Below are 14,614 nucleotides of genomic sequence, written 5' to 3'. Positions count from 1 at the left end.
CAATGACGGAGTTTGTTGATCTGCTATCGCCCGTCATCCGCCCTTCGAGGGCGTGCGGGACATCTTATACGGGGAAACCGGCCGTCCGTCAGTGGCGCGGCGACAGACCCGCGATGACGAAATCGATCATCTGGTTGATGTTCGGGCCCGGCTTGGTGGCACACTGGGCGATCATCTGGGGGTGGAAGAACCGCATCATCGCGGTGCACGAGCAGAGCGCAGCCAGTTCCAGGTCCGGCGCCTCGAACTCCCCGGAGGCCACGCCTTGCGCGATCACCTGGCCGATCATTCTGGCAATGCATTCCATGTGGGTGACGCAGACGTCCCAGTCCTCCTCCATGGCGATCTCGACCATCTCATGCAGCTTGCTGTCGCCGACATAGCGCTCGGTGTTCATGCGATGGATGGTGGTCAGCAGCTCGCGGAAGCGCTCCAGTACCGGACCGGGACGCGCCACGATCCGTTGCACCTCGAGCTCGACCTCACCCATCAAGCCCTGCGCCACCGCCTGATGGATCGCTTTCTTCGATTCGAAGAAGCGATACACGTTGGCGGGGCTCATCCTAAGCTCCTTGGCGATGTCGCCCACCGTGGTCTTCTGGTAGCCGATCTGGCGGAACAGCCGCTCGGCCACCTCGAGAATACGGTCCCGGGTGTCGCCTTCGATATGTTCCGAAATTAGGGCCATCTGTCAGGACTCGTCTGTCAGTACTTCATCTCACTTATTCAGCCGCTTCAGCAAGCGGAATAGCATGCGGGTCATTGCTCCCATGCTGCGGCGCGGCAGGCTGCTCGGGGGTGCCCGCCTCGTCCAGGCTCTTCCTGAACCAAAGTGCATAGAGGCCCGGCAGGTACAGCAGCGTCAGGAACGTCGCGACGAACAGGCCGCCCATGATGGTGATCGCCATCGGGCCCCAGAACGCCGAGCGCGACAGCGGGATCATGGCGAGGATCGCAGCGAGCGCCGTCAGCACCACCGGACGAGCGCGGCGGACGGTGGCCTCCACGATCGCCTCGCGCCGGGTCATGCCTTGGGAGACGTCGGTCTCGATCTGGTCGACCAGGATGACCGTGTTGCGCATGATCATGCCGGCGAGCGCGATCAGGCCGAGCAGCGCCACGAAGCCGAACGGGGCATTGGCGACGTTGAGGCCGAAGGAGGCGCCGACGATGCCGAGCGGTGCGGTCAGGAACACCAGGATCAGGCGCGAGAAGCTCTGAAGCTGGATCATCAGCAGCGTCAGCATCACCATGACCATCAGCGGGAAGAGGACGAAGATCGAGGCGTTGCCCTTGGCCGATTCCTCGAACGCGCCGCCCGGCTCGATGCGGTAGGCCGGCTCGAGGTGGTCCATGATCGGCTTCAGCTTCGGCGTGATCTGGCCCGTGACGTCGGGCGCCTGCACGCCGTCGACGACGTCGGAGCGCACAGTGATGGCCATGTCGCGGTTACGCCGCCACATGATCGGCTCCTCGTGGGCATATTCGATCTTGGCGATCTGCTGCAGCGGCACGGCAACGCCATTGCGCGAGGTGATGGTGAGATCACCGACGCCGCCGAGGTCGAGACGCTCGGAGGGGACCGCACGGGCGACCACGGCCACCTTCTCGATGCCGTCGCGGATGGTCGTGACCTGCGCGCCCGAGATCAGCATCGCGAGCGCCTGTGAGACGTCCTGCGGGGTCAGGCCCATGGCGCGGGCGCGGTCCTGGTCGACGGCGAGCTTGAGGTAGGGCGACTGCTCGTTCCAGTCGAGCTGGACGTCCTGGACGTTCTTGTTCTGCCGCATGACATCGCGGACCTGGTAGGCGATCTCGCGCACCTTGTTGGCGTCGGGGCCGATCACGCGGAACTGGACGGGGAAACCAACGGGCGGACCGAAATTGAAGCGGTCGACGCGCACGCGCGCCTGGGACAGGAAGCCCTCCGCCGCCGCGCTCTCGATCTTGGCCTTGATCCGCTCGCGCGCCTCCACGCCCTTGGCGACGATGACGATCTCGGCAAAGGCCTCGTTCGGCAGCTGCGGATTGAGGCCGAGCCAGAAGCGCGGCGAGCCCTGGCCGACATAGGAGGTATAGGTCGCGATGTCCTTGTCGTCCTTGAGCAGCGTCTCGGCCTGCTTCACCGCCTTTTCAGTGACGTTGAAGGCGGTGCCTTCGGGCAGGCGCAGCTGGAGGAACAGCTCGGGCCGCTCCGACAGCGGGAAGAACTGCTGCTGGACCTGACCGAAGCCGACGACCGAGGCGATGAAGACGCCGACGGTCGCAACCACCACGGTGATGCGGTGGTTGACGCACCATTGCACGATGGCGCGCAAGCCGCGGTACATGCGGGTCTCATAGACCGCGTGCGGATCGTGATTGTGGTGCGCCTTCATCTCCGGCAGCAGCTTGACGCCGATATAGGGTGTGAAGATCACCGCCACGAACCAGGAGGCGACCAGCGCGATCGCCACGATCCAGAAGATGCTGCCGGCATATTCGCCGACCGCGGAATTGGCAAAGCCGATGGGGAGGAAGCCAGCGGCCGTGACCAGCGTTCCCGTGAGCATCGGAAACGCGGTAGATTCCCAGGCAAAGGATGCCGCGCGCATGCGGTCCCAGCCCTGCTCCATCTTCACCACCATCATCTCGACCGCGATGATGGCGTCGTCAACGAGCAGGCCGAGCGCGATGATCAGCGCACCCAGCGTGATGCGGTGCAGGTCGAGCGACATCATGTTCATGACGATGAAGACGATGCCGAGCACCAGGGGCACCGACAGCGCGACCACGATGCCGGTGCGCCAGCCGAGTGCCAGGAACGAGACGAACAGCACGATGACGAGCGCTTCCATGAAGGAATGCACGAACTCGCCGACGGCATGCTCGACGACCTTGGGCTGATCGGCGATCAGCTTGACATCGATCCCCTGCGGGACTGCCTTCATGAAGTCGGCCGTCGCCTTCTCGACCTCCTTGCCGAGGTCGAGGATGTTGGCGCCCTTGGCGGTGACGACACCAATGCCGATCGCGGCCTTGCCTTCCTGGCGGACGACGAAGGTCGGCGGATCGACATAGCCGTGGGTGACGGTGGCGATGTCGCCGAGGCGGAACACGCGGCCGTTGCTCTCGACCGGGGTCTCGGCGACGGCCTTGGTGCCGTCGAGCGCACCGGTGACGCGCAGCGGCACGCGCTGCGAGGAGGTCTCGACCGTGCCGGCGGGCGTCACGTTGTTCTGCTTGGCGAGCGAATCGAACAGCGCCTGCGGCGTGATGCCGAGGGTCGCGAGCTTGGCGTGGCTGAACTCGACGAAGATGCGCTCGTCCTGATTGCCGTAGACGTCGACCTTGGTCACACCCGGCACCTTGAGGAGGCGCTGGCGAAAACCTTCGGAGATCTTCTTGAGCTGGGCGTAGTCGGCGCCGTCGCCGGTCATCATGTAGAGGATGGAATCGACGTCGGAGAACTCGTCGTTGACGACGGGGCCGAGGATGCCGGACGGCAGCTGGCCCTGGACGTCGACCAGCTTCTTGCGCAAGAGGTAGAAGAGATAGGGCACGTCCTTCGGCGGGGTGCTGTCGCGGAAGGTCACCTGGAGCGCGGTGAAGCCGGGCTTGGAATAGGTCTGCACCTTCTCGAAATAGGGCAGCTCCTGGATCTTCTTCTCGATGGGATCGGCGACCTGGGTCTGGATCTCCTGCGCGGTCGCGCCCGGCCATAGCACGGAGACGTTGACCACCTTCACCGTGAAGAACGGATCCTCGGCCCGGCCGAGCTTCTCATAGGAGAAGTAGCCGGCGACGCCGAGCATGACCATAAGGAAGAGAACCAGCGTCGGGTGGCTGACGGCCCAGGCCGAAAGGTTGAAGCGCTTCATCGCTCTCTCCGAAAGGACGTTCCAATTGCCTAAAAAGGACAGCCGCTCTGTTCAAACCATCATCGCGAGGCAGCGAAGCAATCCAGGGGGCTGGGCAGATTCTGGATCGCTTCGCCGCTTCAGCCTCTGCTTAGGGACAAAGGCCGAAACTCTCCTCACACGACGTAACTCGTAAGAAACTTAGAAGGACAGTGACGAAACGATCCGCACCCGCTGGCCCGGATCGAGCTTCTGCACGCCGAGAGCAACGATCTTGGCGCCCTCTTCCACACCGCCGGTGATGACGACGTCGCCGCTCTCGTAGGACTTCACCGTCACCGGTTTCAGCGTGAGCGCACCGTTGTCGTCGACGACGTAGAAGGACGGCTTGCCGCCTTCGTTGAACAGCGCCGACAGCGGCAGCCGCGCCACGCGCTCGGTCGCGGCGTCCGACAGCGTAAGCGTCGCTGTCATGCCGAGCGAGACCTTGTCGTCGGCCTCGGGCAGCGAGAACTTTGCCAGATAGGTGCGCGTGGCCGGATCGGCCGTCGGCGCGATCTCGCGCAGCTTCGCCGTGTACTTCTTGCCCGGCTCGGACCAAAGAGTGACGCTGGCGACGCCCGACTTGGCGCGTCCAACCAGCGTCTCGGGGATCGCGACGACCGCTTCCTTTTCGGCAAAGCGGGCGACGCGGATCGAAGCCTGGCCCGCGGCGACCACCTGGCCGGGCTCGATCAGCGTTGCGGTGACGACGCCACGGGCGTCGGCGTTGAGCGTCGCGTAGGAAAGGGAATTCTTGCTCAGCTCGAGCGCACGCTCGGCGCGGTTCAGGCGCGCGCGGGCTTCGTCCGCGGCGGCGCGGCTCGAATCCATCTGCGCGTCCGTGGTCCAGCCCTTGGCCTTCAGGTCCTTGGCGCGCTGCTCGGCGGCGGCGGCCTGGGCCAACACGCCGGTTGCCGCGGTCTGCTCGGCCAGCGCCTGCTCAGCCTGGAGCTTCAGATCGATCTCGTCGAGGGTGGCCAGCGGCTGGCCGATCTCGACGGTCTGGCCGACTTCCACAAGGCGTTTTGCAACTTTACCGGCGACGCGAAAGCCGAGGTCGCTCTCGATCCGCGGCCTGACGGTGCCGACGAAGCTGCGCTCCGGAGTCTCTGCATCATAATGCGCGGTCGCGACCAGAACCGGCCGCGGCGGCTCGGCCTTCTCGGCGACGGTGTCATTACACCCGGCCAGCGAAGCCGCCATCAAAGCCAGCGACACGCCAGCCAACAGCCTGGAATAGCTCGACAAAACAGACCGGACGAACATCGAAGGACACTCCTGCATCTCGAATGAGAGGAATGTCGACTAATCACTGATAAAAGTCAATAATCGTCAGTCATCAGAAATATGTGATCGTTAAGAGGTCGAGAAGCACTTGGAGGTGTCACTGTAGGGTAGGCAAAGCCAAGCTGGCCCAAGCGCCGGTCCACGCCCGGGACATGCAGTGGGCAGGGCGCGTTGAGCGCGCGCCTTTGCCCGCCGACATCCCCCTCACCGCTCCCCCGCGGCAAACTCGTGCTTGGTGTCATGGCCGCCCACGAACACCAGAATGCCGGCGAGCAGCGGCAGCACGGCGAGCACCAGCAGACCGGTCGAGGTCTGGCCGGTGGCTTCCTTGACCCAGCCGATCAGGTACGGTCCGCCGAAGCCGGCGAGATTGCCTATCGAGTTGATCAGCGCGATGGCGCCGGCGGCCGCCGTGCCGGAGAGCCAGGCGGTCGGCAGGGTCCAGAACACGCCGAAGCAGCAGAACACGCCGATCGCCGCGACCGTCAGCACCACCATCGTCAGGGCCGGATCGGTGAGATAGGAGGAGACGGCGAGCGCGACGGCGGTGAGCAGCAAGGGCGCTCCGACATGCATCACGCGCTCGCGCGTGGCATCGGAGTGCCGCGCCCACAGGACCATGGCGATGGTGCCGAACAGATACGGGATCGCGGTGACGAACCCGGTCTGCGCATTGGTCAGCCCGAACGCCTTGACGATCTGCGGCAGCCAGAACTGCATGCCATAGAGCGCGCCGACGAAGCCGAAATAGATCAGGCTGAGCGCGATCACCTTGGGCGAGGACAGAGCTTCGCCGAGCGAGACATGCTTCACCGCCTGCTTGGCCGCGATCTCCGAATCGAGCTTCGCCTTGAGCCAGGCCTTCTGCTCGCCAGACAGCCAATCCGCCTTCTCCGGCTTGTCGGTGAGGTAGAACCAGGTGACGATGCCGAGCAGCACGGACGGGATGCCCTCGATGATGAACAGCCACTGCCACCCCTTCAGGCCCATCATGCCGTCGAGCCCGAGCAGCAGGCCCGAGACCGGCGCGCCGATCACGGTCGAGACCGGCACGGCGATCGCGAAGGCCGCCAGGAACCGGGCGCGGTATTCGGCCGGATACCAGTAGGTGAGATAGAGGATGATGCCGGGGAAGAAGCCGGCCTCGGCGACGCCGAGCAGGAAGCGAAGGACGTAGAAGCTCGTCACGCCGCTGACGAGCGCCATCAGGGCGGAGATGATGCCCCAGGTCACCATGATGCGGGCGATCCAGCGGCTTGCGCCGAATTTCTCCAGCGCCAGATTGCTCGGCACCTCGAAGATGAAATAGCCGATAAAGAAAATGCCGGCGCCCCAGGAGAAGATCAGCGGCGTGAACTTCAGGTCCGCATTCATGGTCAGCGCTGCGAAGCCGAGATTGACGCGGTCGAGATAGGAGAAGAAGTAGGCCAGCACCAGGAACGGAATCAGGCGCCAGGAGATGGCGCGAATCGTGGACGTCTCGATGTCGCTCTTGTTGACGTTGCTGGCACCGCCGGCGGAATAGGTGGTGGTCTGGCTCATGGTTTCCCCGGGTTGTTGCTCTTTTAGGGCTGGTGGCGGTTTTGAGCATCGCGGGCGAAGAGTCAATGGAGCGAGCAATGCACGAGACGCAGCCGGATAAACCTGTTGCGCTGTTACGGACATCGCTGATCCGCGCCACCCTCGCCGTCGCGGTGATCGTATGCGGGCTGTCCCTGCGCTGGTACGGCTTTCCGCTCGGCCTGCTGCATTCGTCGTGAAGCATGGCGGCTCGCTGTTGTGGGCCACGATGGTGTTTCTGCTGGCCGGGGTCTTGCTGCCGCGGCTGTCGCGCAGCCAACTCGCAGCCATCGCGGCGGTGATTGCGATCGTGGTCGAATTCTCCCGGCTGATTCATACACCATGGCTCGATGCGTTCCGGCTCACCACCGCCGGCGCGCTGCTGCTCGGGCGCATCTTCTCGCTGTGGAATCTGGCGGCTTACGCGGTCGGGATTGCGTTCGGCGTTTGGATCGATCGGGTGACCACAATGCGCGGTCTCGTAGGGTGGGCAAAGGCGCCTTAGCGTTTTGGCTACCCTGCGAGACCGATGCCCGAGCTACTCCGCCAGTTGAAACCGCTCGAAGCGATCGAGTTCGCTCTCGATCACGTGTTTGAGCTCCTTGCGCCCTGCCGTCTTCTTCCCCTGCCCGACCCAGGTCCATTTCTGCATCAAGAGCTTCCTGGCCTGTCGGTCCGTCTTCAGGTCGAGCGCGGCGACGATCTCGTCGCCGACCAGCACCGGCAGCGCAAAATAGCCGAGCTTGCGTTTGGCCTTCGGCACATAGGCCTCGAACAGATGGTTGTAACCGAAGATGAGACTGGTGCGCTTGCGCTGGATGATCAGGGGATCGAACGGCGAGAGAATGTGGACGAGATCAGGCGAGATCGCCGCACCATTCGCCTCGAGCGCGGCCGGCGCCGCCCAATGCTCCTGCTTGCCGGCGCCCTCGATCGCGACAGGCACCAGCTCACCGCGGCGGACACGCGCGGCGATCAGGCTTGCGACCGCCTTCTTGCGCGGCGCATCGAGATGACAGATCGAATCGAGGCTCACCACGCCTTGCGACCGCAATGCGCGGTCGAGCACATAGGCCGTGATCTCCCTTGCCGAGGCGGGCCTCGGCCGCTTGTCCCATCCGAAATGACGCGTCGTCAGCTCGTAGGTCTTGAGCATGCCCCGCCGCTCGCTGATGGTCACGGCACCGGTATAGAAGGCGAGCTGCAATGCCCGCTTCGAGGGCTTGCGGCTCTGCCACAGATGCTCCTTCTCGGTGAGCACGTCGTCCTCGATGTCGCGGATCGTCAGCGGGCCGGCCCGCACCAGGCGCATCACCTTGCGCGTGTCGGCCGGCTTCACCGAGGCGAACCATCTGTGTCCCTCCCGGCGGTGTTCGCGCATCGCCGGCAGAAAGAAGCGGAAGTCTTCAGCCGGAACGTAAGAGAGCGCGTGCGTCCAGTATTCGAACACGCGTTTGTCGACACTCTGGGCGTGGCGCAGATCGGCGCGGCGGTAGGACGGGATACGGCTGAACAGGATATGGTGATGGCAGCGCTCGATGACGTTGATGGTGTCGATCTGCACATAGCCGAGATGAGCTACCGCGTCCGCGACGGCCTGCGCTCCCACGCCGAACGGCGCGCGCTCGTCCAGCCGCTGGGCATGCAGCCAGATCTGCCGGGCCTGTGTCGTGGTGAGGGGAAGCGGTTTGGGCGCGCGTGACATTGCAGAACGCAATGTAGCGGGATTCGTTGGGGCAAACAAAAGATGCAAAAGAAAACCGCGCTGCCATCTGCTGACAGCGCGGTCGTCGACGCTCGAACTATTTCGCGCTCATCTTCTGCGCCTTCATGTAGTGCTTGCAGGCGCCTTTCGCATTGCCTTTGCTCAGCTCGGTGTTGGCCGCAGCCATTTCCTTGGCCGTCGCTTGTTTGGCGGGCGAATCCACAGTTCCCATCCCCGTTATCGACTTGCCGAGCGCCTCGCCGGTGCAGGGCTGCATCTTCGCCGCAGAAGCCGGCGAGGCAGCGAACGCGGCAAGCAGAACGGCCGAAAGCAAGATCTTCATCGAATGTCTCCTCCGTAGAACAAAACCGGCGCCATGCCGGCCAACACGACAGCCATTCTTCAGCGACAAGTTTTCAGGGAGAAGACATTTTCGTTGCTGCACTGCAGTGCCAGCCCACGATTAGCGTGCGGCTTTTGGGCGCTCCCCGACGCTGCCCGTGGCAACATCCGGCTCACACACGGCCCTGCCGCGCCCCTCCGCCTGGCAGCGATAGACGTTGCCGGTGAGGCGGTCGACCAGCCAAATGTTTTCCTCGGTCGGTCCCTCCAGGCCGACATAACGGGAGGTCATTCCCGTGATCAGCGTGGACAGCAGGATCGCCACTGCAATCATGGCTGCGCCGATATAGATGGGCATCGCGTTCAGGTGCACTGTCCGGTCCGGCGGGCCGCCTCGATAGAACTGGTTGTAGTCGGTCGGCCTCAGCACTGGATGGAACTCAGCTCCCCGCTTGCGGACGAATTGTTGAATGATTGAAGCGTGCTAGGCGGGCATCTGGACGAATTCTTGTTCGCACGCGGACCTCGTGGCGACGCCTTTGCGACGATCGGTGCACGCGGGTTTGCCGGAACCCAGGGAGCCGGTTCGAAGCAGCGATCGCGGCAGATCAGGGTGACCTCGGCTCGCCAGCCTTGGATGTGACCAAGATCACATCAAGCTCTTTGAACCTGCCCTAGGCTCGCAGCATCAAATCGCCATCAGGCGTAACAACGAGGATATGACAATGATCCGTTTTGATAAATTCTTTGGACTGAAGACGATGACTCTCACCGCCGCGCTGTCGATGACGGCAGGCTTGGCCCTTGCCGGCGACAACAACGTCTCGACCGACAAGATCCTGGATGCCCTGAAGCCGAAGCCGGCAACCCGCGGCCTGTCCGTCGGTCCGCAGGTCGACACGACCGTGCAGGCCAAGGAAGCGACCTTCCTGAATACCGTACGCAACCGCTCGACCCGGTCGCTCTCGACCGGCGAGCGCGAGCAGATCGCTGAGCTCGCGGCGACCAAGCCGAAGATCGACCTGGAGATCCAGTTCGACTACAACTCGGCCGACATTGCCAAGACCTCGATGGCCTCGGTGCAGGCGCTCGGCAAGGCCCTGTCCGATCCGGCGCTGAAGGGCTCGACCTTCGTGGTCGCCGGCCATACCGACGCGACCGGCGGCGAAGAGTACAATCAAGGACTCTCCGAGCGGCGCGCCGACACCATCAAGAAGTATTTGGTGCAGAACTACGGCCTCAACGGCACCGATCTCGTCACCGTCGGCTACGGCGAGACCAAGCTGAAGGACGCCGCCAACGTCGCTGGCCCGGCCAACCGCCGCGTCCAGGTCGTGAACATGGACACCAAGACCGCGTCGAAATAAGTTCCAGGCATTGAGCAACCGCGCCGCCTGCCGCCTTGGCAGGCGGCGTTGTCATATCCAGCTCTGGAACAGCATCAGCCGGCCGAAGGCCGGCATGGAAATGCCCACAAACGCCGCGGAAACCGGCAGCATGACTGCAAAGCCGGCCGCGGCGACGCCGACATAGGCCCACAGAATCCAGCGCGGCAGCCCCTCCCGGCGCAACACATAGACCAACGCGAGCGACGCCGCGGTCGCGGCCGGCAGGTAGTAGTAGATGAAGCCGAGCGTGCGCGGCAGCAACGCCCAGGCCAGCCACGGCCCGAAATAGAACGCTGCGATCAGGAAGGCATCCCAGCGCCGCGCCACGACGAAGTCGCGCAGCACCACAGCGAGCGCGATCAGCGCCGGCCACAACACCAGCGGATTGCCGAGAAAGACAATCGCGGAGACGTCGTCCTCCGGGCTCTTGTCGAACAGGAACCAGACGGGACGGGCGAGCAGCGGCCAGGACGACCACGAACTCATATAGGTGTGGCCGGCAATCGCGGTCGTCGTGTTGTCGGCGAAGATCCGGCGCTGGGCCTCGATCAGGTCCGGCAGCGACAGGCCGTAGAGCGGAACGAAAGCGGCGAGGTAAGCCACGCCCGGCAGGACGGCGAAGCACAGCGCGGCATGATGCAGCCTGAAGCCGGGCCAGATGTCCGGCCGATACCAGTCGTCCGGCTTCGCGTCGGCGAACAGCGTGCGCCAGCCCTGCATCAGACGGATCACCGCAACGATGACGACGCAGACGCCGAGCGGAAAAAGTCCGCTCCATTTGCAGGCTGCGGCGAGACCGAACAAGCCGCCGGCGAGCGCGAACAGCGCCTGCGGCCGCTGTCGTCGAAAACCATGCATGAAGGCTGCGGTCGCAAGCAGACTGAGGCCGAGCGCAAAGACATCGAGCATGGCGATGCGCGCCTGCACATACAGCATCTGGTTCAATCCGGCGATCAGCGCCGCCGCGATGGCGGGCCCTTGCGCAGAGAACAGCGCGAGGCCGCATAGATAGATCGCGACGATCGCCAATGCGCCGAACAATGTCGCGGGATAGCGCCAGCCGAGCGCGTTGTCGCCGAAGGCCGCGATCGAGGCCGCGATCAGCTCCTTGCCCAGCGGCGGATGCATCGGATTCAGCATCGGTTGCGACATCGCCGGTGCCAGCATCTGCCGCGCCGCCGGCACGTAGTGCACCTCGTCGAAGACGAACTTCTCCGGCGTCGCCAGGCCGATCAGCAGCGCGAGATGGGCAATCAGGAAAATCGCGACAGCAATGACTGCGCTCCGCGACACCTCTGGAACTGCGGACGTTTCAATCGGCTGCTGTGGGGATGTTTTGCGTGGCAAATTTGCGTCACCGCGGACAAAAAAAGAGATCGCGATTTTCATTGAACGCATTCTGCCGCAACTGTCACTAAGCATAACGCACGTCCCGCGCCGCTTGTGATAATTCCGCCACATCGCAAGCATGCGCGATCCGGTACGATCAGGGACACATCGATCGGTTGCGAAATGAATTTGCGTTTCTTGTTTTTCCCCACCCTGTTGTCAGTGGCACTATGTGCCTCGCCCGGCGCGCTGGCACAGACGCTCGTCGGCGAAGCCGTCGTGATCCAGAACGAAGTGGTGCGCGTGGCCGCGACCACGACGCCGATCAGCGTCGGCGACAGCATGCTGCGCGACGAGACCGTGCGCACCGGCGCCGACAGTGCGGCGCGCTTCGTGATGGCCGACAGCACCAACCTGTCGCTCGGCCCCAGCGCCACGCTCAAGCTCGACCGCACCGTCTTCAACGGCGAGCACAGCTATCGCGACGTCGCGATCCGCATGACCACCGGTGCTTTCCGTTTCGTCACCGGACACTCCGACAAGGCCGCCTACAAGATCACGACGCCGCTTGCGACCATCGGCGTGCGCGGCACCACGCTCGACATCCTCTCGCAGCGCGGGCGCTCCGTCGTCGTGCTTCAGGACGGCGCGGCCAGCGTCTGCACGAAGAGCTCCCAGTGCGTGCAACTCACTCAGCCTGGCGACACCGCGATCATCACCTCGACCGGGGGCAAGGTGAGCATCACCAAGGCGAATACGCCGCCCTGGACGTTCGCCGCCAACTGCGCGGCGAGCGCCGGATTGTGCGCGGTCAACCAGTACGCCGGCGCCTCGCCGACCATCACGCCCGCCGTCCAGGACGACGGCATGCTGTGCGGGCGCTGACGATGGCGAAATTCAACGTCAGGCGCCTCATCCTTGCTGCTGCGCTAACCGCAACTGCGGCGTTTGCGCTTGTCGCACTCAATGCCAGCCCGGCGGCCGCGCAAGCGGCGGAGTGCGAATCCGGGTGCGGTGAACCGAATCCCAATCCGTCCCCGACCTATTCTCCCTCGCCGTATCCGTCACCCACGCCTACGCCCTCCCCGTCGCCGAGCCCGTATCCGTCGCCATCGCCGAGTCCGTACCCCTCGCCAAGCCCGACGCCGACCGGCGCCGGTTCCAGCGGCAATTCGATCGGTGGCCTCGCGGGCCAGCGCTTCAACCAGATGATCACCAACCGGGTGCTCGGCACGGTGCTGCTCGGCGTCAACGAGCAGATCAATTGCGGCGACTGCGTCAGCGCGTTCGGCTCGGCCGGCTCGTTCTCCGCCGGCATCCACGGCCGCAAGGCGCTGACCAACAATCTGTCGCTGCTCGCCGGCATCGCCTATACGCACTACGATGGGCGCGGCTACGAGATCACCAGCGCACCGATCGGCGCTTTCGCGCTGCGCTACGACTTCACCGATTGGGGCTCCTCGCGCCCGTTCTTCGACATCGGCACGATCCTGACGCCGTGGGAGAAGGCGCGCTACACGCGCAGCTACGATACCAGTCTCGGCCCGGTGAGCGTGACCAGTTCGACCAACGCCTCGAACTACGCCGTGTACGGTCGCGCCGGCTGGATAAGTCGCATCTCGCCACGCGACGAGGTCGCGGCGTCGATCGAGGTCTGGCAACTCTGGCAACGCGTGTCGGGCTACAGCGACAGCACCGTGGCCTTCAATCCATTCGATGCCAGCATCGCGACCGGCACCGACCGCACCAGCCTTGTCAAGATCGGCGGCCAGTGGACACACCTCTTCGGCAGCAACATCGAGACCAACATCAATGGCGGCTGGGTGCAGTCGTTTGCGAGTCACAGCGGCATCGTCGCGACCGTGACCGGCACCGGCACCGTGGTGCCGACCATGGGCAACCAGGGCTGGTTCGAATATGGCGGCCGCCTCGGCTTCCGCGTGCAGAAGGGCTGGATCGTCGATCTCTTTGCCAACGGCACGCTCGGTCCGCAGCCGGTCGGCAATACCATCCACGGCGGCATGGGGCTGCGGATCAACTATTAGGACGTCGTCGTCCCGGACAAGCGGAGCTCCCGACAACGCGTAGCGTTGTCTCGAGCCTGGCGCCGATCCGGGACGACAGCGAGTGGGGAACGAGCTTGCGGCTCACGCCGCTGACTTCCCCTCGAACGCGCGGCGCACGGCAGCAATGTCGAGCTTGACCATCTTCATCATGGCCTGCATCGCGCGCGCGGCAGCAGCCTTGTCGGGGCTCGACAGGAATTCGAACATCACTGTCGGCACCACCTGCCAGGCCACGCCCCAGCGATCCCTGAGCCAGCCGCATTGCTCTTCCTTGCCGCCATGGGCCAGGAACGCATTCCAAACGCCATCGACCTGTGCCTGGTCGTCGCAGTGAATCATCAGCGAGATGGCGTGCGTGTATTCCATCTTCATCCCGCCGTTGAGCGCGACCAGCGGCTGGCCGGCCACCGTGAACTCGACGACGAGCACGGAGCCTTCCTTGCCGGAGGGACCGTCCGAAACGTTGCGCTGGACGCGCGTGATCGCCGAATTCGGAACGAGCGAGACGTAGAATTTTGCGGCGTCCTCGGCATCGCCGTTGAACCACATGCAGGGCACGAGCTTGGACATCTTGGATGCTCCTCTTCAGATCTTCCGGGTTTGGATCAGACGTTCGCCATCTCGGGCTGCCGAGGGGCCGCCGCGAGATCCATCCAGTTCACACCCCACATGTGACCATCCGGATCCTCGAAGCTGCGGCCGTACATGAAGCCGTATTCGTCCTTCGGACTGGGATCGGCCACGCCGCCCGCCGCCTCCGCCCTGCCGATGATATCGTCGACCTCGCTGCGGCTGTCCGCGGACAGGCAGAACAGGACCTGGTTCGAGGTCCTGGCATCGGCGATCGGCTTGGGCGTGAACTGACGGAATTTGTCGTGGGTCAGCAGCATGGCGAAGATGGTCTCGGAAAAGACCATGCAGCTCGCCGTGCCGTCGCAGAATTGAGGATTCTTGACTGCGCCGATCGCCTCGTAGAAGGCGGTCGCGCGCTCGAGGTCGGTCACCGGCAGGTTGACGAAGATCATCTTGGGCATCGCAAGCTCCTTGGGCGGGTTC

The 14,614-nt window shown here is 64.2% G+C and carries 13 protein-coding genes and 1 pseudogene; 4 read left to right on the top strand and 10 right to left on the bottom strand.

Annotated features, from left to right (window positions below):
- Positions 1-88: 88 nt before the first annotated feature.
- From ACFDR6_RS33675 to ACFDR6_RS33660, 4 genes are all read right to left on the bottom strand, one after another.
- Complete coding sequence (locus tag ACFDR6_RS33675; protein ID WP_375860996.1) at positions 89-688, bottom strand: TetR/AcrR family transcriptional regulator; 600 nt, start codon at positions 686-688, stop codon at positions 89-91.
- A gap of 34 nt (positions 689-722) precedes the next feature.
- Entirely contained in the window at positions 723-3,860 is a 3,138-nt protein-coding gene (locus ACFDR6_RS33670) for an efflux RND transporter permease subunit (RefSeq protein WP_375860995.1), read from the bottom strand.
- Between the two features lie 180 nt (positions 3,861-4,040).
- The gene (locus ACFDR6_RS33665; RefSeq protein WP_212092124.1) at positions 4,041-5,147 is read right to left on the bottom strand and encodes an efflux RND transporter periplasmic adaptor subunit; all 1,107 of its coding nucleotides are present in this window, start codon (positions 5,145-5,147) and stop codon (positions 4,041-4,043) included.
- A gap of 225 nt (positions 5,148-5,372) precedes the next feature.
- On the bottom strand, positions 5,373-6,710 hold the full coding sequence (locus ACFDR6_RS33660; RefSeq protein WP_375860994.1) for an MFS transporter: 1,338 nt from the start codon (positions 6,708-6,710) through the stop codon (positions 5,373-5,375).
- A gap of 77 nt (positions 6,711-6,787) precedes the next feature.
- Between ACFDR6_RS33660 and ACFDR6_RS33655 the strand changes: the two are divergent.
- Positions 6,788-7,233, top strand: a pseudogene (locus tag ACFDR6_RS33655) (ribosomal maturation YjgA family protein).
- 33 nt (positions 7,234-7,266) lie between these two features.
- Here ACFDR6_RS33655 and ACFDR6_RS33650 read toward each other — a convergent pair.
- The 3 genes from ACFDR6_RS33650 to ACFDR6_RS33640 all read right to left on the bottom strand — a co-directional run bounded on the left by ACFDR6_RS33650 (position 7,267) and on the right by ACFDR6_RS33640 (position 9,133).
- Positions 7,267-8,433 carry a winged helix-turn-helix domain-containing protein gene (locus ACFDR6_RS33650; protein WP_375860993.1) on the bottom strand — a complete coding sequence of 389 codons (1,167 nt, stop codon included), beginning with the start codon at positions 8,431-8,433 and terminating at the stop codon, positions 7,267-7,269.
- Between the two features lie 97 nt (positions 8,434-8,530).
- The gene (locus ACFDR6_RS33645; protein WP_212092120.1) at positions 8,531-8,776 is read right to left on the bottom strand and encodes a hypothetical protein; all 246 of its coding nucleotides are present in this window, start codon (positions 8,774-8,776) and stop codon (positions 8,531-8,533) included.
- A gap of 120 nt (positions 8,777-8,896) precedes the next feature.
- The gene (locus tag ACFDR6_RS33640; protein ID WP_212092140.1) at positions 8,897-9,133 is read right to left on the bottom strand and encodes a hypothetical protein; all 237 of its coding nucleotides are present in this window, start codon (positions 9,131-9,133) and stop codon (positions 8,897-8,899) included.
- 367 nt (positions 9,134-9,500) lie between these two features.
- Between ACFDR6_RS33640 and ACFDR6_RS33635 the strand changes: the two genes are divergently transcribed.
- Positions 9,501-10,142 carry an OmpA family protein gene (locus tag ACFDR6_RS33635; protein WP_375860992.1) on the top strand — a complete coding sequence of 214 codons (642 nt, stop codon included), beginning with the start codon at positions 9,501-9,503 and terminating at the stop codon, positions 10,140-10,142.
- A 51-nt stretch (positions 10,143-10,193) separates the two neighbouring features.
- Here ACFDR6_RS33635 and ACFDR6_RS33630 read toward each other — a convergent pair whose 3' ends face one another.
- On the bottom strand, positions 10,194-11,624 hold the full coding sequence (locus ACFDR6_RS33630; RefSeq protein ID WP_375861069.1) for a phospholipid carrier-dependent glycosyltransferase: 1,431 nt from the start codon (positions 11,622-11,624) through the stop codon (positions 10,194-10,196).
- Between the two features lie 51 nt (positions 11,625-11,675).
- Here ACFDR6_RS33630 and ACFDR6_RS33625 point away from each other — a divergent pair, with 51 nt between their 5' ends.
- Positions 11,676-12,377, top strand: coding sequence for a FecR family protein (locus ACFDR6_RS33625; protein WP_375860991.1), 702 nt, complete (start codon positions 11,676-11,678; stop codon positions 12,375-12,377).
- Between the two features lie 2 nt (positions 12,378-12,379).
- Positions 12,380-13,537, top strand: coding sequence for a hypothetical protein (locus ACFDR6_RS33620; protein WP_375860990.1), 1,158 nt, complete (start codon positions 12,380-12,382; stop codon positions 13,535-13,537).
- A gap of 102 nt (positions 13,538-13,639) precedes the next feature.
- Here ACFDR6_RS33620 and ACFDR6_RS33615 read toward each other — a convergent pair whose 3' ends face one another.
- Together ACFDR6_RS33615 and ACFDR6_RS33610 are read right to left on the bottom strand one after the other, a co-directional pair.
- The gene (locus ACFDR6_RS33615) at positions 13,640-14,128 is read right to left on the bottom strand and encodes a VOC family protein (protein ID WP_212092116.1); all 489 of its coding nucleotides are present in this window, start codon (positions 14,126-14,128) and stop codon (positions 13,640-13,642) included.
- A 35-nt stretch (positions 14,129-14,163) separates the two neighbouring features.
- Positions 14,164-14,592 carry a VOC family protein gene (locus ACFDR6_RS33610; protein WP_212092115.1) on the bottom strand — a complete coding sequence of 143 codons (429 nt, stop codon included), beginning with the start codon at positions 14,590-14,592 and terminating at the stop codon, positions 14,164-14,166.
- Positions 14,593-14,614: the final 22 nt, after the last annotated feature.

Origin of the sequence: Bradyrhizobium tunisiense (assembly GCF_042263385.1) — a bacterium.
Classification (GTDB): Bacteria; Pseudomonadota; Alphaproteobacteria; order Rhizobiales; family Xanthobacteraceae; genus Bradyrhizobium; species Bradyrhizobium tunisiense.
This window is presented reverse-complemented; position numbering and strand designations above follow the sequence as displayed.